This is a genomic window from Kitasatospora sp. NPDC059646, from assembly GCF_042734615.1.
In the GTDB taxonomy this organism is placed as follows: Bacteria; Actinomycetota; Actinomycetes; order Streptomycetales; family Streptomycetaceae; genus Kitasatospora.
Window position 1 is genome coordinate 1 of the sequence record NZ_JBHWDS010000019.1, and the last position, 21,307, is coordinate 21,307.

General features: G+C 72.9%; 16 protein-coding genes and 1 rRNA gene. 11 read left to right on the forward strand and 6 right to left on the reverse strand.

The genetic code is table 11. From position 1 onward, the window contains the following. Window positions 1–91: ribosomal RNA gene (gene rrf, locus ACFV1L_RS15830) — 5S ribosomal RNA — on the forward strand; the annotation flags it as partial. 80 nt (window positions 92–171) lie between these two features. Continuing rightward, complete coding sequence (locus ACFV1L_RS15835; RefSeq protein ID WP_380366220.1) at window positions 172–1,056, forward strand: phosphatase PAP2 family protein; 885 nt, start codon at window positions 172–174, stop codon at window positions 1,054–1,056. A gap of 74 nt (window positions 1,057–1,130) precedes the next feature. Here the strand turns inward: ACFV1L_RS15835 and ACFV1L_RS15840 are convergent, their stop codons facing one another. The 6 genes from ACFV1L_RS15840 to ACFV1L_RS15865 form a co-directional block, all read right to left on the reverse strand. Beyond that, window positions 1,131–1,997: an ArsR/SmtB family transcription factor gene (locus ACFV1L_RS15840; protein WP_380366221.1), complete on the reverse strand. Its 867-nt coding sequence runs from the start codon at window positions 1,995–1,997 to the stop codon at window positions 1,131–1,133. Window positions 1,998–2,170: 173 nt separating this feature from the next. Further along, the gene (locus ACFV1L_RS15845) at window positions 2,171–3,172 is read right to left on the reverse strand and encodes an ABC transporter permease subunit (protein ID WP_380366223.1); all 1,002 of its coding nucleotides are present in this window, start codon (window positions 3,170–3,172) and stop codon (window positions 2,171–2,173) included. Beyond that, window positions 3,169–4,053 carry an ABC transporter ATP-binding protein gene (locus ACFV1L_RS15850; protein WP_380366225.1) on the reverse strand — a complete coding sequence of 295 codons (885 nt, stop codon included), beginning with the start codon at window positions 4,051–4,053 and terminating at the stop codon, window positions 3,169–3,171. The genes ACFV1L_RS15845 and ACFV1L_RS15850 overlap by 4 nt, the downstream gene beginning before the upstream one ends. Beyond that, window positions 4,050–4,439 (reverse strand): GntR family transcriptional regulator, encoded by a 390-nt coding sequence (locus tag ACFV1L_RS15855; protein ID WP_380366227.1) that lies wholly within the window; start codon window positions 4,437–4,439, stop codon window positions 4,050–4,052. Before ACFV1L_RS15855 ends, ACFV1L_RS15850 begins: the two co-directional genes overlap by 4 nt. Window positions 4,440–4,635: 196 nt before the next feature. Beyond that, complete coding sequence (locus tag ACFV1L_RS15860) at window positions 4,636–5,190, reverse strand: GPR1/FUN34/YaaH family transporter (RefSeq protein WP_380366229.1); 555 nt, start codon at window positions 5,188–5,190, stop codon at window positions 4,636–4,638. A 304-nt stretch (window positions 5,191–5,494) separates the two neighbouring features. After that, entirely contained in the window at window positions 5,495–8,044 is a 2,550-nt protein-coding gene (locus ACFV1L_RS15865) for a SpoIIE family protein phosphatase (RefSeq protein WP_380366231.1), read from the reverse strand. A 506-nt stretch (window positions 8,045–8,550) separates the two neighbouring features. On the opposite strand from ACFV1L_RS15865, the gene ACFV1L_RS15870 reads away from it, so the two are divergent. The 9 genes from ACFV1L_RS15870 to ACFV1L_RS15910 all read left to right on the forward strand — a co-directional run bounded on the left by ACFV1L_RS15870 (window position 8,551) and on the right by ACFV1L_RS15910 (window position 21,295). After that, window positions 8,551–13,026 carry a HAMP domain-containing protein gene (locus ACFV1L_RS15870; RefSeq protein ID WP_380366388.1) on the forward strand — a complete coding sequence of 1,492 codons (4,476 nt, stop codon included), beginning with the start codon at window positions 8,551–8,553 and terminating at the stop codon, window positions 13,024–13,026. 202 nt (window positions 13,027–13,228) lie between these two features. Beyond that, a complete protein-coding gene (locus ACFV1L_RS15875) occupies window positions 13,229–13,870 on the forward strand; it encodes a two-component system response regulator (protein WP_380366389.1) in 642 nt (213 codons plus the stop codon). Between the two features lie 121 nt (window positions 13,871–13,991). Next, window positions 13,992–16,673 (forward strand): DNA translocase FtsK, encoded by a 2,682-nt coding sequence (locus ACFV1L_RS15880; protein WP_380366232.1) that lies wholly within the window; start codon window positions 13,992–13,994, stop codon window positions 16,671–16,673. Between the two features lie 157 nt (window positions 16,674–16,830). Next, on the forward strand, window positions 16,831–17,697 hold the full coding sequence (locus ACFV1L_RS15885) for a helix-turn-helix domain-containing protein (RefSeq protein WP_380366234.1): 867 nt from the start codon (window positions 16,831–16,833) through the stop codon (window positions 17,695–17,697). A 72-nt stretch (window positions 17,698–17,769) separates the two neighbouring features. After that, window positions 17,770–19,224, forward strand: a complete 1,455-nt coding sequence (rimO, locus tag ACFV1L_RS15890) for a 30S ribosomal protein S12 methylthiotransferase RimO (protein ID WP_380366236.1) — start codon at window positions 17,770–17,772, stop codon at window positions 19,222–19,224. Next, entirely contained in the window at window positions 19,221–19,853 is a 633-nt protein-coding gene (gene pgsA, locus ACFV1L_RS15895) for a CDP-diacylglycerol--glycerol-3-phosphate 3-phosphatidyltransferase (RefSeq protein ID WP_380366238.1), read from the forward strand. Before rimO ends, pgsA begins: the two co-directional genes overlap by 4 nt. After that, window positions 19,846–20,331, forward strand: a complete 486-nt coding sequence (locus ACFV1L_RS15900; protein ID WP_380366240.1) for a CinA family protein — start codon at window positions 19,846–19,848, stop codon at window positions 20,329–20,331. Before pgsA ends, ACFV1L_RS15900 begins: the two co-directional genes overlap by 8 nt. A gap of 315 nt (window positions 20,332–20,646) precedes the next feature. Beyond that, window positions 20,647–21,015, forward strand: coding sequence for a helix-turn-helix domain-containing protein (locus ACFV1L_RS15905; protein WP_380366242.1), 369 nt, complete (start codon window positions 20,647–20,649; stop codon window positions 21,013–21,015). Window positions 21,016–21,067: 52 nt separating this feature from the next. After that, complete coding sequence (locus ACFV1L_RS15910) at window positions 21,068–21,295, forward strand: hypothetical protein (RefSeq protein ID WP_380366244.1); 228 nt, start codon at window positions 21,068–21,070, stop codon at window positions 21,293–21,295. The last annotated feature ends 12 nt before the right edge of the window (window positions 21,296–21,307 follow it).

Sequence of the window (21,307 nt, forward strand, 5' to 3'; positions counted from 1 at the left end):
GCCCGGTTACATTCCGAACCCGGAAGCTAAGCCTCACAGCGCCGATGGTACTGCAGGGGGGACCCTGTGGGAGAGTAGGACGCCGCCGAACAATTATTATGGAGAAGCCCCCTGACGGGATGTCAGGGGGCTTTTCTGTTGTTCGGGGACATTTCCGGATACCCTTCGCCAATGCAGAACCTGACGTTGACCTGGCAGACCTCGGTCGCCGCTTCCGCGGCGCTGTACGGGGCGGCGTTCACCGTCAGGCGGCTCGCGGCGAAGCGGGCGGAGGCCGGCGACGGAGCGGGGGAGCGGCGTCGGGCCCGGGTCGCGGCGGACGTGCTGCGGGAGGCGGGGACGCTGCTGGCGCTGTTCGCGCTGTGGCAGGTGGTCGGGCACCTGTCGTTGATGGGTACGGACCACGCGCTGGAGCGGGCGGAGTGGATCCACCGGACGGAGACGGATCTCGGCCTGCCGGACGAGGCATCCTGGCAGCGGGCCGTGATCGGGCATCCGTGGCTGGCGCAGGCGGCGAACTACTACTACGCGACGATGCACTTCGGCGTGATGCTGGTGGTGCTGCTGTGGCTGTTCCTGCGGCACCGTGAGCGGTACGCGTGGGTGCGGACGACGGTGGTGGCGACCACGGCGGTGTGCCTGCTGATCCAGTTCGTTCCGGTGGCGCCGCCGAGGATGCTGCCGGGGAACGGGTTCATGGACCTGGCGGCGCAGTACGGGCAGTCGGTGTACGGGAACGCGGTCGCGGGGGTGGTGGCGGACCAGCTGTCGGCGATGCCGTCGGTGCACGTCGCGTGGTGCGTGATCACGGCGGTGGCGGTGATCGCGGTGGCGCGGGGGCCGTGGCGGTGGCTGATGGTGCTGCATCCGCTGGTGACGGTGTGGGTGGTCGTGGTGACGGCCAATCACTTCTGGGCGGACGGGCTGGTGGCGCTGGCGATCCTGCTGACCGTGTACCTGGTGCAGGCGGCCGTGACGGGCTGGCGTCGGCCCGTGGCGGAGGCGGGGACGGAAGCGCCCGCGGCGGCGCGGGAGCGCAGCGCGGCGCAGGGCTGACGGCCCGGCGGTTTGGGTGGCGGGTTCGGAGCGGACGCTCGGGAGCCGCCATCGGCGTCTCCGGGCCCGGCCGGTCAGCCTGGCTGGGCGGAGAGCAGGGCGTCGGCGAGGGCGGTGCGGTAGTAGCGGCCGGCGGTGCCGGAGCGGGCGCGGGCGACCAGGCGGGCGTCGAGCAGGACGGTGAGGTGGTCGCCGACGGTGGCGGGGCTGAGGCCGGTGAGGGTGGCGAGTTGGCCGGTGTCGCGGGGGCGGTCGAGTCCGGCGAGCAGTTCGGCGCGGGCGCTGCCGAGCAGGCGGCCGAGGCTGGCGGGCGGGGTGCGCGGGCCGGCGACGGGCGCGGTGCAGGTCGGGTAGATCACGGCGACGCGGTCGGCGTCCTGGGCGATCCAGCCGTGCCGGGCGCCGGTGGGGACGAACAGCAGCTCGGTGCGGGGGAGTGCGTCGTCGGGGACGGCGAGCAGGAGTCGGCCGGTGGAGAGCCAGCGGTGCTGCGGGCCGAGCGCGGGGAGGGCACCGGGCCAGCCGTGCTGCTCGGCGGAGCGGCGGCGGGTGGTGGCGTCGGCGCGCAGGGCGCGCAGGCGGGCGGGCCATTCGGGGTGGACGACGTGCTGCCACGTCCAGGCGAGGAGGTCGGCGAGCGCGGGGGGCAGGTCGAGTCCGGCGAGGTCGAGCGGGCCGGGAGCGGCGTCCGGGTCGGGCGGCGGGAGCCGGAACTCGGCGGGCCACCGGGCGGGGTGGCGTTCGGCCAGCCAGTCGGCGTGGTGCGGGGTGCCGGCGAGGTGGCGGTGGAAGGCGGGCTGGTGGGTGGCGAGCCAGGCGCGGCGCCAGGGTTCGGGGCGTATCTCGGCGAGGATGCCGAGGGCGGCGACGGTCTCGACCAGGGGTGAGAACGCAAAACGGCATGCGGCGAGGGTCTCCGTGCTCACCTGCCACTGGCCCATGCGCATCGCCTCCGAACGGAGACCCTAGCAATCGGCTGCCGGGGCGGGAGGGGATTGCGGGATCGGTCGCGGAGCGTTCACCCGGTGGTCCGGGGCGCCGGTGGCGGGCCGTAGGGTGAGGGCGCGGCCGAAGCCAGTTGCGTTGGCTTCGGCCGCGCCCGGTCGGTCCCCGGTCAGCCGAGGCGGCGGTGCAGGCCCCAGGTGGTGAGGGCGGCGAGGGCGATCGTGAGGGCGAGGAAGATCGCGGTCTCGATCCACTGGAACGGCCAGTAGCGGTCGGCGGGTTGGTAGTCGACGGCGATGTGCAGGTTCGCGTGGGCGAGGCAGTCCTCGGACGGCAGGTCGTGGCCGCTGTCCCGGCAGGGCTGGGTGCCGAAGGTGAGGGTGCGGTTGTCGCTGTCCTGGACGGGTGAGCTGTCGGAGAGCATCCAGGCGTCGGGCATGTCGATGCCGGCGACGAAGGTGGCGGACGGGCCGTGGGCGCCGGTGAAGCCGAGCGTCCGGGCGGAGCGCAGGGTGTCGGCGTCGAGGGCGACGACCTGGTGGACGGGCTGTTCGAGGTGCGGGCGGACGGCGAGCGGGACGAGTATCTGGACGGCGGCGAAGGCGGCGAGGGTGACGGCCATCGCGGCGACGGTGCGGCGCAGGAACAGGCCGAGGCAGGCGCCGAGGGCGACCGCGAACGCGGCGTAGCCGAGCGGGACGACGCTGCGGGCGGCGAACAGCAGCGGGGTGAAGCGGTCGTGGCCGATCCGGTCCAGCGGGGCGGCGAACCAGGACACCAGCAGGCTGAGCAGCCCGGTGACGGTGACGGCGGCGGTGCCGGTCAGCAGCAGTTTGACGGCCAGCCAGCGGCCGCGGCCGATGCCCTGGTTCCACACCAGGCGGTGGGTGCCGGTCTCCAGTTCGCGGGCGACCAGGGGCGCGCCCCAGAACGCGCCGATCAGAGCGGGGGCGAGCAGGACCAGCACGCAGCCGGTCCAGTAGGGCAGGGAGTAGGAGTCGATCAGCTGGTTCGCGTCGGAGCAGCCGCCGGCGGGGCAGCCGGCGGTCAGGTCGTGGTACTCGTCCCGCAGGCTGAGTCCGGAGTACACCAGGTAGACGGTGGCGGCGGCGAGTGCGGCCGCGGCCACCAGGAACTGGGCGCGGAACTGACGCCAGGTCAGCCAGATCATCGCTGCGGCTCCAGGGCGGGTCGGGGGTCGGCGGTGAGGTGGGCGAGGACGAGGTCCTCCAGGCCGAGCGGTTCCATCACCCAGGACGGGTCGTCGACGGCGCGGTCGGCGCGGACCACGAAGGTGCTCTGGCGTTCGGTGTGTTCGGCGTTCACCACCCGCATGCCGGCCGGCAGGGTGTCGGCGTCGCGGCGAGCGGTGGTGAGGCGGAAGTGGGTGGCGAGCAGGTCGTCGATCTCGCCGTCGGCCTGGACCCGGGAGCCGGCCAGCACGATCAGGTGGTCGCAGACCCGTTCCAGGTCGGAGACCAGGTGCGAGGAGAGGACGACGGTGGCCTGCGACTCGGATTCGGCGACGAACTCCATCAGGCTCTGCAGGAAGGCGCGCCGGGCGAGCGGGTCGAGGGCGGCCACCGGTTCGTCCAGCAGCAGCAGGTCGGGCCGTTTGGCGACGGCGAGGGTGAGGGCGAGTTGGGCGCGCTGGCCGCCGGAGAGGCGGCCGGACCGCTGGGCGGGGTCGAGGCCGAGCTGCCGGATGCGCCGTTCGGCGAGGGCGGCGTCCCAGCGGGGGTTGAGCCTGGCGCCCAGGCGCAGGTGGTCGGCGACGGTGAGGGCGGCGTAGGTCGGGGTTTCCTGGGCGACGAAGCCGACCCGGCCGAGCTGGGCGCCGTCGGCGGCCGGGGGCCGGCCGAACACCTCGACGGTGCCGCTGGTGGGGGTGAGCAGGCCGCAGGCGAGCTGCAGAAGGGTGGACTTGCCGGCGCCGTTGGGGCCGACCAGTCCGACGACGCGTCCGGCGGGGACGGTCAGGGTGCAGTCGGCCAGGGCCGTGCGGCGTCCGTAGCGCTTGGTCAGCGCCCGGGTTTCGACGATCGCGGTCATCGCTCCTCTTCGACGGTACTTCGGAAGGTCTGCTGGAAGAGGGCCTCGATGGACTCCGGGTCGAGGCCGGCGGCCCGGGCCGAGGCCAGCCAGCGGCGCAACTCCTGCCGCAGCGGCTCGTGTTCGGACGTGGCGGGGTCGCCGAGGGTGCCGGTGACGAAGGTGCCGACGCCGGGCTTGGGGGAGACCAGGCCCTCGTTCTCCAGTTGGCGGTAAGCCTTGAGCACGGTGTTGGGGTTGATCGCGACCTTGGCCGCGACGTCCTTGACCTTCGGCAGCCGGTCGCCCTCGTGCAGCAGGCCCAGACGGAGGGCCTGCCGTACTTGGTGGACCAGTTGCAGGTAGGGGGCGACACCGGACCGGGGCTCGATGTGGAACTCGATCACCACAACCTCATTTATCTAGCTTCCTAGCACTATAGGACTGGCTGCATGACTGACCGTCAAGTCAAGGATTTCTGCGGGGCGTTGACCAGCGAGAACGCCGGCGGGGGCACCGGCGGGGCCGCGTCCGGACGCGGACATGCCGGGGCCCGGGCGCCGTGGGGGTGGCGTCCGGGCCCCGGGGTGTGCGTGCGGCGGGCTACTTGACCGGGAGTGCGATCCGGCCCCAGCGTCCGCCGGTCAGGGCGGAGGTGGCCCAGTACCAGGCGGCCAGGCCGGAGGCGGCGGCCAGCCAGGCGCCGACCTTGCCGGTGCCGCTGCTGCTGCCGAGGACGCCGACGGCGCCGAGCAGCAGGGAGAGCGTCAGCAGGCCGTACACCAGGCGGGCGAGCAGGCCGGCGCCCCAGGAGGCGGCGGTCAGGGTGAGCGCCAGCAGCGCCCACAGCAGCAGGAACAGGCCCGCGGTGTTCTTGCCGGCCGAGCCGGCCGCCGCCCAGGTCGCCCAGAAGGCGCCGAGGGCGGTGAAGGCGGTGCCGTTGAGGCGGTCGCCGCCGCGGAACTGCCAGAGGCCGGCGACGAACAGCGTCACGCCGCCGACCAGGTGGGCCAGCGCAGCGGCGCCGCCGGACGAGGTGCCGCTGAGGACACCGGTGCCGAGCAGGCCGTACGCGAGCAGGGTGAGACCGAGGGCCAGATGACCGAGCGGACCCGCGTCTGCGGATCGGGCGTTCGCCCCGGAGGCGTCATTGCTCACCGGAGGCTCCTTTCACTCTGCGCCAGGGCATGGCGAGAACACGGTGAAGGGTGGGGTGTGCGAGGTGGTGCCGGGTGCCGGGTCGTGGGCGCACCGGAGAGGGGTGCGGGCGGCTGCGGCGGGATGAGAGAACCGGTGGCGCGGCCACCGGTCGATGCCCTCCGGGGTGGAATCCCCCGGCGCCAATGGTCTACCCGGCCCCGCGGCTTTGTACCCTTGTGAACCGCCGGGAACGAGCAAGCGTGAGCAAACCGTGACGATGGCGCCCGGGCCTTCCCTTCCGGCAGGATCCGGAAGAGAGGGCTTAGTTCTGACGCTGGGTCGGGATGCGGAGCGTCAGGATCGCCATGTCGTCGGAGGGCGGCTCGGGCGCGAAGCGCTCCACCGCGCGGTGCACCCGGGCGGCCACCGCGCCCGCGGTCAGGCCCGCGCAGCCGGTCAGCACCTCGATCAGGCCGTCGTCGCCGAGCATCCGGCGGCCCTCCCGGCGCTCGGTGACGCCGTCCGTCACGCAGAGCAGCACCTCGCCCGGGGAGAGCACCAACTCCTCTGCGGTCAGTTCGAGTTCGTCCATCACGCCGAGCAGCGGCTGCGGCGAGGCGGCCTGGTCGACCTGGCCGTCGGTGCGCAGCCGCAGCGGCAGCGGGTGGCCGGCGCAGACCAGCGACAGGACGGTCGAGCCGTCCTCACGGGGCGTCAACTCGCCGTACAGCAGCGTCAGGAAGCGGGCCCGGCTGCCCTCGTCGAGGATCGCCGCGTTCAGCCGGGTGAGGACCTGCGGGGCGCTCAGGCCCTCGCGGGCCAGCAGGCGCAGTGAGTTGCGGGCCAGGCCGGTCACCGAGGCGGCCTCGGGGCCGGTGCCGCAGACGTCGCCGATGGCGAAGCCGTAGGTGCCCTCGCGGATCGGGAACAGGTCGTAGAAGTCGCCGCCGACCTCGTTGCCCTCGCCCGCGGCCTGGTAGAACACCTCGACCTCGACGCCCGGGATCTTCGGCAGCTCCGGCGGCAGCAGGGCGCGCTGGAAGGCCTGCGAGGTGGCGGTGCGCTCCGAGTACAGGCGGGAGTTGTCGAGTGCCAGGGCGGCCCGGCGGGACAGGTCCTCACCGAGTTCCAGGATCTCCTGGCGGAACCGGACGCCCTGCCGGGTGCCGAGCACCAGCAGGCCGATCACCCGGTTGCGGGCGGACAGCGGCAGCACCACGGTCTCGCCGAGCAGGCCGGCCAGTTCGGGGCTGTCCGCGGTGCCCAGCGCGCGGGCGGTGTCGGCGGGCGCCGTCCAGTTCCGGGCGCCGGGGCTGTGCACGGCCTCCGGAGCGGGGGCCTTGTCGAGCAGGGCGCGCAGCGCGTCGATCCGGTCCTCGTCCTCGTGGAGCACGAACGCGAGGTCGGCGCCGGCGGCGGCGTCCGCGGTGGTGTAGACGGCGCACCAGGACGCCAGGGTGGGGATCGCCATCTGCGCCATCAGGGCGAGCGTCTGCTCGTGCTCCAGGGTGCCCGCGAGCAGGTCGGAGGCCTCCACCAGGAAGGACAGCGAGCCGCGCCGCAGCCGCTCCAGCTCGCCGAGCCGGGCGCTCTCCAGGGCCAGCGCGATCCGGTCGGCGGCGAACTGCAGGCGCAGCGCGTCCTCGTTGTCGTAGCGGCCGGGCGGGGCGGCGGCCACCCCGAGCGAGCCGGTCAGGCGGCCCTCGACCTTCAACGGGACGGTGATCAGCGAGCGCAGGTCGGTGCCGGCCAGCAGCGGCGCGGCGCCGGGCCGCACCGCCAGGTCCTCGTGGACGGCGGGCAGCCGGGCCGAGTCGAAGCGTCCCGCGCCGTCGATCGGCAGCCGGGCGAAACGGCGGGCCGGGCCGGCCAGGCCGGTGGCGGCGCGCAGTTCGAACTCGGTCTCGTCCTCGCTGGTGAGCATCAGGTACGCGGCGTCCGCGTCGAGCAGGTCGCGGGCCCGCTCCACGATCCGCTGCAGCAGGCTGGACAGGTCGTCCGGGGAGACCGGGCCGACCAGCAGGTCGAGCGGCTCGACGGCGGTGGTGGCGGCCTCGGCGGAGGCGGTGCCCGGGGTGCGGAGCACGGCCCGGTCGGCGGCGCGGACCAGCAGGCACAGCACGACCGGCGACCCCTCGCTGTCGCGCAGCCGCACGTGCGTGCCGTACACCTCGCGGGCGGCGCCGTCGCCGCCGCGCACCGTGTAGCTGCCCTCCCAGCGGGCCAGCCGCAGGGTGTCGCCGAGGCCGAGGCCGGGGGTCTGCGGCCAGACGGCGAGTTCCGCCCAGGGGCGGCCGAACACCGCGTCGGCGGGGAGGTGGAAGAGCGATTCGGCGTCGCTGTTCCAGTGCCGGATCCGGCCGTGGTCGTCGAGCTGGACGACGGCGACCCGCACCGGCCCGTCGGCGGCGGGCAGTTCGCCGCCGGGCAGGCTCGGCAGCGCGTACCGGGTGCCGACCTGCTGCTCGGGCAGCGCCAGGCGGAACCAGACGGTCTTGCGGCCGGCCGCGTACTCCACGCCCCAACTGCTGGACAGCGCCGAGCACATCAGCAGGCCGCGGCCGCCCTCGCCGTCCGGGTCGGCGTACCGGTCCGAGTTCAGCGTCACGTTGGCGAACGAGGGCAGGCCGCGCTCCGGGTGCCGGTCGGTGACCTCGATCCGGACGGTGTCCTCCTCGCGCAGGCAGGCCACCTCGGCGGCCGTCCCGGCGTGCACCACGGCGTTCGTGACCAGTTCGCTGACCAGCACCACCGCGTCGTCCACCACCTCGGGCAGGTCCCACCCGAGCAGGGCGTCCCGGACGAAGCCGCGGGCCGCGGCGGCCGACCGGTCGACCGGTTCGAAGGTGGCGGCTGCGCGCGCGGTGACCACGGCCACGTCTCCTCTGCTGCTGGTACGGCGGGTGGGGACCTGCGGCGGGGCGGGGCGGGGGTCGCCTCGGCCCGGTGCGGCCCTCCACCCTACTTTCCGGTTGGTACCCCGCGGGGGCCGGGAGCCGAAACAGGCCCCTGGGGGTGATTTCCTTCACGACTTTCCCTGGTCGTTCCCCGGTCACCCGCGAAAACCCTCGGCAAGCGGTCCGACACCGGGTGCCAGTGCTGTCACACTGGGGGGTCCGCGTGCCGTCACCACCGCAGTACGGTCGAGGGGACGGCGCGGCAGCGGCGGGCCGTTCGCCGGCCCTTCTGCCGCAGTGACAGTCAGGACCTGGGAGGGCCCCGTTGAGTTCGGCGACCAAGGACGTGTCCGGTACCACGACGGCCGCTGCGCGCGGCGCGCGGTCGGCTCCGCCCTCGCGGGCCGGCGGCCGGCGCCAGGGCCCGGGGCGCGGCGCGGAGCCCGCCGAGCTGCGCAAGCTGCTCGCCGCGCTGACCGCGATGCGCGACGGCAACTTCCGCCGCCGGCTGACCTTCCCCGGCGACGGCCTGCTGGCCGAGATCGCCGCGGTGTTCAACGAGGTCGCCGAGCGCAACCAGCACCTCACCGGTGAACTCGCCCGGGTGCGGCGGGCGGTGGGCCGCGAGGGCCGGCTGTCCGAGCGGCTGGAGACCGGGGTCGGCGAGGGCGCCTGGATGGCGGCCGTCGACAACTGCAACGCGCTGATCGACGACCTGGCCCGGCCGATGGCCGAGGTCGGCCGGGTGCTGTCCTCGATCGCCGAGGGCGACCTGACGCAGACCATGGAGCTGCGCTCGGTGCACACCACCGGGGCCAGCTACCCGCTGCGCGGCGAGTTCCTGAAGGTCGGCCGCACCGTCAACGGACTGGTCGACCAGCTCAGCGAGTTCACCGAGCAGGTGACCCGGGTGGCGATCGAGGTCGGCACCGAGGGCAAGCTCGGCGGGCAGGCCCGGGTGCGCAGCGTCTCCGGCTCCTGGAAGGACCTCGCCGACTCGGTCAACACCATGGCCGGCCGGCTGACCGCGCAGGTCCGCAACATCGCCGAGGTGACCACCGCGGTCGCCCGCGGCGACCTGTCGCGCAAGGTCACCGTCGACGTCGACGGCGAGATGCTGGAGCTGAAGAACACCGTCAACACCATGGTGGACCAGCTCAACTCCTTTGCGGCGCAGGTCACGACGGTGGCCCGCGACGTGGGCACCGAGGGCCGGCTCGGCGGCCAGGCGCAGGTGTCGGGGGTGGCCGGCGTGTGGCGCGACCTGACCGACTCGGTGAACTTCATGGCCGCCAACCTGACCGCGCAGGTCCGCAACATCGCCGAGGTGACCACGGCCGTCGCCAAGGGCGACCTGTCGCGCAAGATCGAGGTCGACGCCCGCGGCGAGATCCTCGAACTCAAGAACACCATCAACACCATGGTCGACCAGCTGTCCGGCTTCGCCGAGCAGGTGACCCGGGTGGCGCGCGCGGTCGGCACCGAGGGCATCCTCGGCGGGCAGGCGCAGGTGCCGGGCGTGGCCGGCGTCTGGAAGGACCTGACCGAGAACGTCAACTCGATGGCGAACAACCTCACTTCGCAGGTCCGCAACATCGCCCAGGTGACCACCGCGGTCGCCAAGGGCGACCTGTCGCAGAAGATCCAGGTCGATGCGCGCGGCGAGATCCTGGAACTCAAGAACACCATCAACACCATGGTCGACCAGCTCTCGGCGTTCGCGGACGAGGTCACCCGGGTCGCCCGGGACGTCGGCACCGAGGGCATCCTCGGCGGCCAGGCCAGCGTGCCCGGGGTGTCCGGCACCTGGAAGGACCTCACCAACTCGGTGAACCTGATGGCCAACAACCTGACCAGCCAGGTGCGTTCGATCGCCGAGGTGACCACCGCGGTGGCCCGCGGCGACGTCTCCAAGAAGATCACCGTCGACGCCAAGGGCGAGATCCGCGAGCTGGTCACCACCGTCAACACCATGGTCGAGCAGCTGTCCGCGTTCGCCGACGAGGTCACCCGCGTCGCCCGCGAGGTCGGCACCGACGGCATCCTGGGCGGCCAGGCCCGGGTCTCCGGCGTCTCCGGCATCTGGCGTGACCTGACCGACAACGTCAACCTGATGGCGTCCAACCTCACCTCCCAGGTGCGCAACATCGCCGAGGTGGCGTCCGCGGTGGCCCGCGGCGACCTGTCGAAGAAGATCGCCATCGACGCGGCCGGCGAGGTCGCGGCGCTCGCCGACACCCTGAACACCATGGTCGACCAGCTCTCGGCGTTCGCCGTCGAAGTGACCCGGGTGGCCCGCGAGGTGGGCACCGACGGCATCCTGGGCGGCCAGGCCGGAGTGCCGGGCGTGGCCGGCATCTGGAAGGACCTGACCGAGAACGTCAACCTGATGGCCAACAACCTCACCGGCCAGGTCCGCAACATCGCGCTCGTCATCACCGCCGTCGCCCGCGGCGACCTCTCGCAGAAGATCGACGTGGACGCCCGCGGCGAGATCCTGGAGCTCAAGACCAGCATCAACACCATGGTCGACCAGCTGTCCGCGTTCGCGGACGAGGTCACCCGCGTCGCCCGCGAGGTCGGCACCGACGGCCGCCTCGGCGGCCAGGCCCGCGTCCCCGGCGTGGCCGGCACCTGGCAGGACCTCACCGAGTCGGTGAACGAACTCGCCAACAACCTGACCCGGCAGGTGCGCGCGATCGCCCAGGTCGCCACCGCCGTCACCAGGGGCGACCTGTCGCCCCGGATCAACGTGGACGCGTCCGGCGAGCTCGACGAGCTCAAGGACAACATCAACCAGATGATCGCCAACCTGCGCGAGACCACCCGGACCAACAAGGAACAGGACTGGCTGAAGTCCAACCTGGCCCGGATGTCCGGCCTGCTGCAGGGCCGCCGCGACCTGTCCGCCGTCGCCTCGCTGATCATGAGCGAGCTCACCCCGGTGGTCTCCGCCCAGCACGGCGCGTTCTTCCTCGCGCAGCCCGCCGGCCGGACCGCCGAACTCGTCACCGAGGACGACGACGAGAACGACATCGTGCTGCGCCTGATCGGCTCCTACGGCTACCACCGGCGCACCATGCCGACCACCTTCCGGCTCGGCGAGGGCCTGATCGGGCAGGCCGCGGTGGAGAAGCGGCCGATCGTGCTGAAGGAGACCCCGCCCGGCTACCTGAAGATCTCCTCCGGCCTCGGCGAGTCGTCCCCGGCGCACGTCGTGGTGATGCCGGTGCTGTTCGAGGACCGGCTGCTCGGGGTGATCGAGCTCGCCACCTTCTCCAGCTTCACCACCGTCGCGCTGGACTTCCTGATCCAGATCGCCGACCAGATCGGCGTCACCGTCAACACCATCTCGGTCAACACCAAGACCGAGGGCCTGCTGCTGGAGTCCCAGCGCCTGACCGCCGAGCTGTCCATGCGCTCCGCCGAACTGGAGGCCCGGCAGGAGGAGTTGGAGCGCACCAACGAGGAGCTGCAGGAGAAGGCCGAGCAACTCGCCCAGCAGAACCGCGACATCGAGATCAAGAACAGCGAGATCGAGGAGGCGCGGCAGATCCTGGAGGAGCGCGCCGAGCAGCTCGCGCTGGCCTCGCGCTACAAGAGCGAGTTCCTCGCCAACATGTCGCACGAGCTGCGCACCCCGCTCAACTCGCTGCTGATCCTGGCCAAGCTGCTCTCCGACAACAACGAGGGCAACCTGTCCGCCAAGCAGGTCGAGTTCGCCGAGACCATCCACGGCGCGGGCAGCGACCTGCTCCAGCTGATCAACGACATCCTCGACCTGTCCAAGGTCGAGGCCGGCAAGATGGACGTCCGCCCGGCCCGGATCGCCCTGGTCCAGCTGGTCGACTACGTGGAGGCCGCGTTCCGGCCGCTCACCGCCGAGAAGAACCTGGACTTCGCGGTCCGGGTCTCCCCGGACCTGCCGGTCACCCTGCACACCGACGAGCAGCGCCTCCAGCAGGTGCTGCGCAACCTGCTGTCCAACGCGGTGAAGTTCACCGACGCCGGCGCGGTCGAGCTGATGATCCGCCCGGTGTCCGGCCCGGAGATCCCCCAGCACGTCCGCGAGCAACTGCTGGAGACCGGCACCATCGCCGACCCCGACGAGCAGCTGATCGCCTTCTCGGTCTCCGACACCGGCATCGGCATCCCCGGCAACAAGCTGCGGGAGATCTTCGAGGCGTTCAAGCAGGCCGACGGCGGCACCAGCCGCAAGTACGGCGGCACCGGCCTCGGCCTGTCCATCAGCCGGGAGATCGCCCGGCTGCTCGGCGGCGAGATCCACGTCGCGAGCGAACTCGGCGCCGGCTCCACGTTCACCCTCTACCTGCCGCTGCGCAGCGAGGGCCCCGAGCCGGTCGCGCTGGAGCGCGGTGCCGCCCCGCGCGCCCTGGAGCCCTCCCGCACGCCCGCCGAGCAGTGGACCCAGGAGGCCCGAGGCCTGGTCGAGGAACGCCGCCGCTCCACCGTCGAGCGCCGCCGCGCCGCCCGCTCCGAGGACGCCCCCCGCCCCGCCGAGGACACCATCCCGCGCCAGGGCGAGCCGCAGCGCGCCGGCGCGGCCACCGCGGCCCGCTTCGACGGCGAGCGGGTGCTGATCGTCGACGACGACATCCGCAACGTGTTCGCGCTGACCAGCGTGCTGGAGCAGTACGGCCTGACGGTGCTGTACGCCGAGAACGGCCGCGAGGGCATCGAGATGCTCGAACAGCACGAGGACGTGGCCCTGGTGCTGATGGACATCATGATGCCGGAGCTGGACGGCTACGCGACCACCGAGCAGATCCGCCGGATGCCCCGGTTCTCCGGGCTGCCGATCATCGCGCTGACCGCCAAGGCGATGAAGGGCGACCGGGAGAAGAGCCTGCAGGCCGGGGCCACCGACCACATCACCAAGCCGGTGGAGACCGACCACCTGCTGGCGGTGATGCGCCAGCACCTGCCCGTCAGGTAACCGCCGCCCGGCCGGGGCCGCCCGCGCTGGCGGCCCCGGCCGGGAACCCGGTAAGGTCACCCGTCGTTGCCAACAGTGACCGGACGGTGACGCCCGGCACCGGGCCTGTGGCAGGCAAGGGGGTACGGCTAGCATGACCGGGGCAGTGATGGGCGGCACGAAGGTGCCCGCCCTCGGGAAACAACCGGCAGGAGGGCGGGTCCTGGTGCAGAAGGCGAAGATCCTCCTGGTCGACGACCGTCCGGAGAACCTGCTCGCCCTGGAGGCGATCCTCTCCGCGCTCGACCAGACGCTGGTGCGCGCCTCCTCCGGCGAGGAAGCGCTCAAGGCGCTCCTCACCGACGATTTCGCGGTCATCCTGTTGGACGTCCAGATGCCCGGCATGGACGGCTTCGAGACCGCCGCGCACATCAAGCGCCGCGAGCGGACCAGGGACATTCCGATCATCTTCCTGACCGCGATCAACCACGGTCCGCACCACACCTTCCGCGGCTACGCGGCGGGCGCGGTCGACTACATCTCGAAGCCCTTCGACCCGTGGGTGCTGCGCGCCAAGGTCTCCGTCTTCGTCGACCTCTACATGAAGAACACCCAGCTCAAGGAGCAGGCCGCGCTGCTGCGCCTGCAACTGGAGGCGGGCGAGGAGCCGGCCGCCATCGGCGGCGCGCTGCTCGGCGAGCTGTCGGCCCGGCTGGCCGCCGTCGAGGAACAGGCCGAGGCGCTCACCAAGCAGCTCGACGCCACCGCCGACAGCGCCGGCGCCGCAGCGACCGCCGCGCACCTGGAGCGCAAACTCGCCGGCCTGCGCCGGGCCCTGGACGCGCTGCGCCCCGGCGCGAGCTGACCGGCCGTCAGCGCCGCCCGTCCGGGTGGTGCACGGGCCGCTGACGGCGCGTCGGCGGCGCAACCCGCCGAAGTGCGCCCGCGCATGTCCGGGGCCGGGTCGCGCCGGTAGGCTGCCTCCCATGGCCACACGATCGCCCGGAAGCGCCGCCGCACGCACCAGCAAGCCCGGGCCGGCCAGGAAGACACCCGCCAAGAAGGCCGCCACCGCCAAACCGGCGGCCAAACCCGCCGCCAAGAAGGCCCCGGCGAAGAAGGCCCCGGCCAAGAAGGCGGCCGCCGCGCCCGCCCCGCCGCCGCCCCGGCCGATACTCTTCCGCGCCGTCCGCGCGGTCTGGCTGGGCATCGCGCACTCCGTCGGCGCGGTGTTCCGCAGCTACGGGCGCGGCGCCCGCAACCTGCACCCCGAGCACCGCAAGGACGGCGTGGCGCTGCTGCTGCTGGCGCTCACCCTGGTCACCGCGGCCGGCACCTGGTTCAGCCCGCAGGGCTGGCTCGGCGAGGCCGCCACCAACGTGGTCTCCGGGCTCTTCGGCCGGCTCGACGTGCTGGTGCCGCTGCTGCTGGGCGCCGTCGCCGTCCGGCTGATGCGCCACCCCGAGGTGCCGGAGGCCAACGGCCGGATAGTGATCGGCCTGACCACGCTGGTGGTCGGCGTGCTCGGCCTGGTCCACATCGGCTGCGGGGCGCCCGCGATGGGCACCGGCGCCACCCGGATCCGGCAGGCCGGCGGCCTGATCGGCTGGGCCGCGTCCACCCCGATGATGGCCGCCGCCGGCCCGCCGCTGGCCGTTCCGCTGCTCCTGCTGCTCGCCTTCTTCGGCCTGCTGGTGGTCACCGCCACCCCGGTCAACCGGATCCCGCAGCGGCTGCGCCTGCTGGGCGTGCGGCTCGGCGTGGTCGAACCGCTGCCCGGCGAGTTCGAGGACGGCGAGCCCGGCGCGGAGGACCGCGAGTACTCCACCGCCCCGCCGGAGGACGCCGACCCGGACGCGCTGCCGATCACCATCGAGGGCGACGAGCTGTCCGCCCGCCGTCGGCGCCGCCGCCGCAAGCCGGACGAGGAGGACGCGGCCGCCGCGCCGGTCTCGTTCGACAAGGACCCGTACGAGACCCGGGACCTGGCTGCCGGCGTCGCCGCCGAGATGGTGGACGGGGCCCTGCTGTACGGGGTGCCCGGCTCGCCCGCGGTGGCCAGCATGGTCGGCCAGGTCAAGGACAACACCGCGCCCCCCGAGGAGCCGTGGGCGCCCGAGGTGCCCGCCGCCCGGGCCGCCGACGCCGCCCCCGAGGGCCACGGCGCGGCCCCCGCCCGGATGGAACAGCTCCAGCTGTCCGGCGACATCACCTACTCGCTGCCGTCCCTGGACCTGCTGGAGCGCGGCGCCCCCGCCAAGGCCCGCTCGCAGATCAACGACGACGTGGTCGCCCAGCTCTCCGGCGTGTTCGCCGAGTTCAAGGTCGACGCCAAGGTCACCGGCTTCACCCGCGGCCCGACGGTCACCCGCTACGAGGTGGAGCTCGGCCCCGCCGTGAAGGTCGAGCGGATCACCGCGCTGGCGAAGAACATCGCCTACGCGGTGGCCACCCCCGACGTCCGGATCATCTCGCCGATCCCCGGCAAGTCCGCTGTCGGCGTGGAGATCCCCAACCGGGACCGGGAGATGGTCACCCTCGGCGACCTGCTGCGCTCGCGCACCGCCGCCGAGGACGGCCACCCCATGGTGGTCGGCATGGGCAAGGACGTCGAGGGCCACACCGTGATGGCCAACCTGGCGAAGATGCCGCACGTGCTGGTGGCCGGCGCCACCGGCGCGGGAAAGTCGTCCTGCATCAACTGCCTGATCACCTCGGTGCTGGTGCGCGCCACCCCCGACGAGGTCCGGATGGTGCTGGTCGACCCCAAGCGGGTCGAGCTGACCGCCTACGAGGGCATCCCGCACCTGATCACGCCGATCATCACCAACCCGAAGAAGGCCGCCGAGGCCCTCCAGTGGGTGGTCCGCGAGATGGACATGCGCTACGACGACCTGGCGGCCTACGGCTTCCGGCACGTCGACGACTTCAACGCCGCGGTGCGGGCCGGCACGGTCCAGCCTCCTCTCGGCAGCGAACGGGAGCTGACGCCCTATCCGTACCTGCTGGTGATCGTCGACGAGCTGGCCGACCTGATGATGGTCGCGCCGCGCGACGTCGAGGACTCGGTGGTCCGGATCACCCAGCTCGCCCGCGCCGCCGGCATCCACCTGGTGCTGGCCACCCAGCGCCCCTCGGTGGACGTGGTCACCGGTCTGATCAAGGCCAACGTGCCGTCCCGGCTGGCGTTCGCCACCTCGGCGATGGCCGACTCCCGGGTCATCCTCGACCAGCCCGGCGCGGAGAAGCTGATCGGCAAGGGCGACGCGCTGTTCCTGCCGATGGGCGCCTCCAAGCCGGTCCGCATGCAGGGCGCGTTCGTCACCGAGGCCGAGATCGCCAAGATCGTCCAGCACTGCAAGGACCAGCTGACGGCCCGCTACCGCGACGACGTGGTGGTCGGAACCGGCCCGAAGAAGGAGATCGACGAGGAGATCGGCGACGACCTCGACCTGCTGGTCCAGGCCGTCGAACTGGTCGTCACCACCCAGTTCGGCTCCACCTCGATGCTCCAGCGCAAGCTGCGGGTCGGCTTCGCCAAGGCCGGCCGGCTGATGGACCTGATGGAGTCGCGCGGCATCGTTGGCCCCAGCGAGGGCTCCAAGGCCCGCGACGTGCTGGTCAAGCCCGACGAGCTGGACGGCGTGCTGATCACCCTGCGGGGGTGAGCGGCGGGCGGTCCCCCGGCCGGACAGCGGGGTGACCGCCCGTCAACTTCTGTAGCGAGACTGTGGCACGTTCGGGCCCCCTCCGGTTGAGAAACGTTACGGCACCACCCCTAGACTGGTTCCTCAGCAGATGGCCTCCGCTCGAAAGGCGTGCCCAGTGACCATCGGCAAGTCCCCCCGCCGCTCCGCCCCCGGCTCCTCCGCGTCCGCCTCCTTCGACATGGAGCGTCTCGCGGAGCACAGCCGCGCCACCGACGGGCCGAGCATCGGGCGGCTGCTCGCCAGGGCCCGGCTCGACGCCGGTCTGACGGTCGACCAGGTCAGCACCCGCACCCGGATCCGGGTCCCGATCGTGCACGCCATCGAGGCCGACGACTTCGAGCGCTGCGGCGGCGCCTTCTACGCCCGCGGCCACCTGCGGCTGCTGGCCCGCGAGGTCGGCCTCGACGGCGAGGCGCTGGTCGCCCGCTACGACGCCGAGCACGGCGGCGCCGCCCCGCCCGCCAGCCGGCTGCTCGACACCGCGCCGATCAAGGTCAAGGACCACCGCCGCCCGAACTGGACCGCGCCGATGGTCGCCGCGATCGTCGCGGTGGTCGTGCTGATCGGCTACAACCTGGTCGGCTCCTCGTCCTCCGCCGACGGCCCCGGCGCGGCCAGCGCCCCGCTGCCCTCCGGCGTCTCCGCCCCGGCGACCGTGGCGCCCTCCGCGCAGCCGCCGGCCCCCGAGGCGAGCGCCGGCGCGATCGCCGCCGCCCCCGCCGACAAGGTCACCGTCAAGCTGGTGGCCGGCGCCGAGAAGAGCTGGGTGACCGCGAAGGACAGCAGCGGCAAGTCGCTGTTCTCCAACAACCTGGAAGCCGGCCAGGACCAGACCTTCACCGACCCGAAGAAGATCACCCTGGTGATCGGCAACGCCGGGGCCGTGCACCTGTTCGTCAACGGCAAGGACCTCGGTCCGGCCGGTCAGGACGGCCAGGTCGTGCACCTCACCTACACCCCGGGCGACCCGCAGGCGGGCTGATCCGGCCCCTCGAACCACGCGCGTGCCCTCCGGGGGGAACTCCACCGGGGGGCGCGCGTTAATCTTGGCGTCATGCCTGAACCCCGCACTGTCGCCCTGGTCACGCTCGGATGCGCCCGCAACGAGGTCGACTCCGAGGAACTCGCCGGGCGACTGGAGGCCGACGGCTGGCGGCTGGTCGACGACGCCAGCGAAGCCGATGTCGCCGTCGTCAACACCTGCGGGTTCGTCGAGGCCGCCAAGAAGGACTCCGTCGACGCCCTGCTGGAGGCCAACGACCTCAAGGGCCACGGCCGCACCCAGGCCGTGGTCGCGGTCGGCTGCATGGCCGAGCGCTACGGCAAGGAACTCGCCGACGCCCTCCCCGAGGCCGACGGCGTCCTCGGCTTCGACGACTACGCCGACATCTCCAGCCGCCTGAACACCATCCTCTCCGGCGGCCACGTCGAGGCCCACACGCCCCGAGACCGCCGCAAGCTGCTCCCGCTCACCCCCGTCGAACGGCAGGCCGCCGCCGCCGAGGTCGCCCTGCCCGGCCACGGCGCCCCCGAGGACCTCCCCGAGGGCGTCGCCCCCGCATCCGGTCCGCGCACCCTGCGCAAGCGGCTCGACGACTCCCCCGTCGCCTCGATCAAGCTGGCCTCCGGCTGCGACCGCCGCTGCTCGTTCTGCGCCATCCCCGCGTTCCGCGGCTCGTTCATCTCCCGCCGTCCCAGCGACGTGCTGAACGAGGCCGTCTGGCTGGCCGGCCAGGGCGTCCGCGAGGTGGTGCTCGTCTCCGAGAACAACACCTCGTACGGCAAGGACCTCGGCGACATCCGGCTGCTGGAGACCCTGCTCGGCGAGATCGCCGCCGTCGAGGGCATCGAGCGGGTCCGGGTCAGCTACCTGCAGCCCGCCGAGATGCGCCCCGGCCTGATCGACGTGATGACCGGCACGGACAAGGTCGTGCCGTACTTCGACCTGTCCTTCCAGCACTCCGCGCCCGCCGTGCTGCGCCGGATGCGCCGCTTCGGCTCCACCGAGCAGTTCCTCGGCCTGCTGGAGTCGATCCGCGCCAAGGCCCCCGAGGCCGGCGCCCGCTCCAACTTCATCGTCGGCTTCCCCGGCGAGACCGAGGAGGACTTCGCGGAGCTGGAACGGTTCGTCACGCACGCCGGCCTGGACGCCATCGGCGTCTTCGGCTACTCCGACGAGGACGGCACCGAGGCCGCCGGGTACGACGGCAAGCTCGACCAGGACATCGTCGACGACCGCGTCGCCCGGCTCTCCAAGCTCGCCGAGGAGCTCACCGCGCAGCGCGCCGAACAGCGCGTCGGCAGCGAGGTCACGGTGCTGGTCGAGTCGGTCGAGGACGGCGTGGTCGAGGGCCGCGCCGCCCACCAGGCGCCCGAGACGGACGGCCTGACCACCCTGCTCGGCGCCGACGACGCCGAGATCGGCCGGTTCTACCGCGCCACCGTGGTCGGCACCGAAGGCGTCGACCTGGTCGCCGAGGCGATCACGCTGCTCGGAGCCGACGTATGACCAAGGGGCCGGGGGCCCCGGCCGAGACCCGGCCGGCCCCGGCCGCCGTCCCGCCGCAGCCCGGCCTGTGGAACATCGCCAACGTGCTGACGATGTTCCGGCTGCTGCTGGTGCCGGTCTTCGCCGCGCTGCTGTTCGCCGACGGCGGGCACGACCCGAAGTGGCGGGCGTTCGCCTGGGCGGCGTTCGCCGTCGCCATGATCACCGACGTGTTCGACGGGGCGCTGGCCCGCAGCAAGGGCCTGATCACCGACTTCGGCCGGATCGCCGACCCGATCGCCGACAAGGCGATCATGGGCGCCGGCCTGATCGGCCTGTCGATCCTCGGCGACCTGCCCTGGTGGGTCACCGTGGTGATCCTGGCCCGCGAGCTCGGCATCACGCTGATGCGGTTCTGGGTGATCCGCTACGCGGTCATCCCGGCCAGCCGGGGCGGCAAGCTGAAGACCCTCACCCAGGGCATCGCGGTCGGCATGTACGTCCTGGTGCTCACCGGTCCGCTGGCCACCGCCCGGGCCGTGATGATGGCCGTCGCCGTGGTGCTGACCGTCGGCACCGGCCTCGACTACCTGATCCAGGCGGTCCGGCTGCGCCGCGAGGGCATCGCCCGGGAGCGCCGCGGTGAGTGAGACCGCCGCCCGCCTGCTGGCGGCGCTCCGGGCCGACGGCGCCACCCTGGCCGTCGCCGAGTCGCTCACCGGCGGCCTGCTGGCCGCCGCCCTGGTCGACGTCCCCGGCGCCTCCAAGGCGTTCCGGGGCTCGGTCACCGCGTACGCCACCGACCTGAAGGCGTCCGTGCTCGGGGTCGACGAGGGTCTGCTGGACGTGTACGGGCCGGTCCACCCGGTGGTGGCCCGGCAGATGGCCGAGGGGGTGCGACGGCTGCTCGGCGCCGACTGGGCGCTGGCCACCACCGGCGTCGCCGGGCCGGATCCGCAGGACGGGCAGCCCGTCGGTACCGTGTACGTCGGCCTCGCCGGGGAACGGGGAACAGAAGCACTCCCGCTCCGGTTGTCCGGGGGGCGTGACACCATCCGGCAACGGTCGGTGGAGGCCGCGCTCGACCTGCTGCTGCGCCGGCTGACCGACGCCGGGGCCGACAGCTGAGCCGTACCGAGAACCCGGCGGGCCGGGTGGAAACCCGCGAACCCGCCGCAGCCGATGGAGGAACGTGTTAGACCGGATGCTCAGGCCGGGCGGAACCCGGCCGGGCCGCCCGTGCGTCCACCGGATGTCGACCGGACGTCCGGAGCCGGACATCTACCCGTCACGGGGGGTTCGACGGCACGGAAGGGGAAGAACAGGGGAGGGGGCGCCTTGCAGCCCAGAGTGAACACGACCCCGGTCCCCGCACGGGACGCGGGCAAGGCGGTACGGTGGGGTCGTGACATCTCGATCCGCAGTCCGAGGAGGGAGGCACCGATGATTCTGCTCCGTCGCCTGCTGGGCGATGTGCTGCGTCGGCAGCGCCAGCGCCAGGGCCGCACACTCCGCGAGGTGTCGGCAGCCGCCAGGGTTTCGCTCGGGTACCTCTCCGAGGTCGAGCGGGGTCAGAAGGAGGCGTCCTCCGAGTTGCTCTCCGCCATCTGCGACGCACTGGACGTGCGGATGTCCGAGGTCATGCGCGAGGTCAGCGACGAACTGTCGCTCGCCGAACTTGCGGCGATGGCCACCCTCTCCGAGGGTGATCTGCTGAGGCCGGTGCTCGAACCGGTTCCGCTGCCGGCTCCCGGTGTCGACCGGTCCGGGTCCATCTCGTCGAAGGCGGCGATGGACGTGGTGGCGGCCTGACCGGACCTCGTCCGCTCCGCTCCCGCGGGGCGCCGGGTGAAGGAGGGTCGCGATGCGGAGTGCGCTGCTGCTGGGTGCGACGGCACTGGCCGGCCTGGGTCTGATACTGCTGCTTACGGGCGGCACCGCGAGAGACGGCGGTGCCGCCCTCGGCATGCTCGCGGCCGGTTGGTGGGGGATCGGGCTGATCCCGGTCCACGCACGGGTGCGCGACCAGGGCCGCGAGGAACCGGGCGATGCGGACGGCACCCGTCGGGAAGGCCGCGCCCCGGGGCGGTGAGTTGCCCGCGGA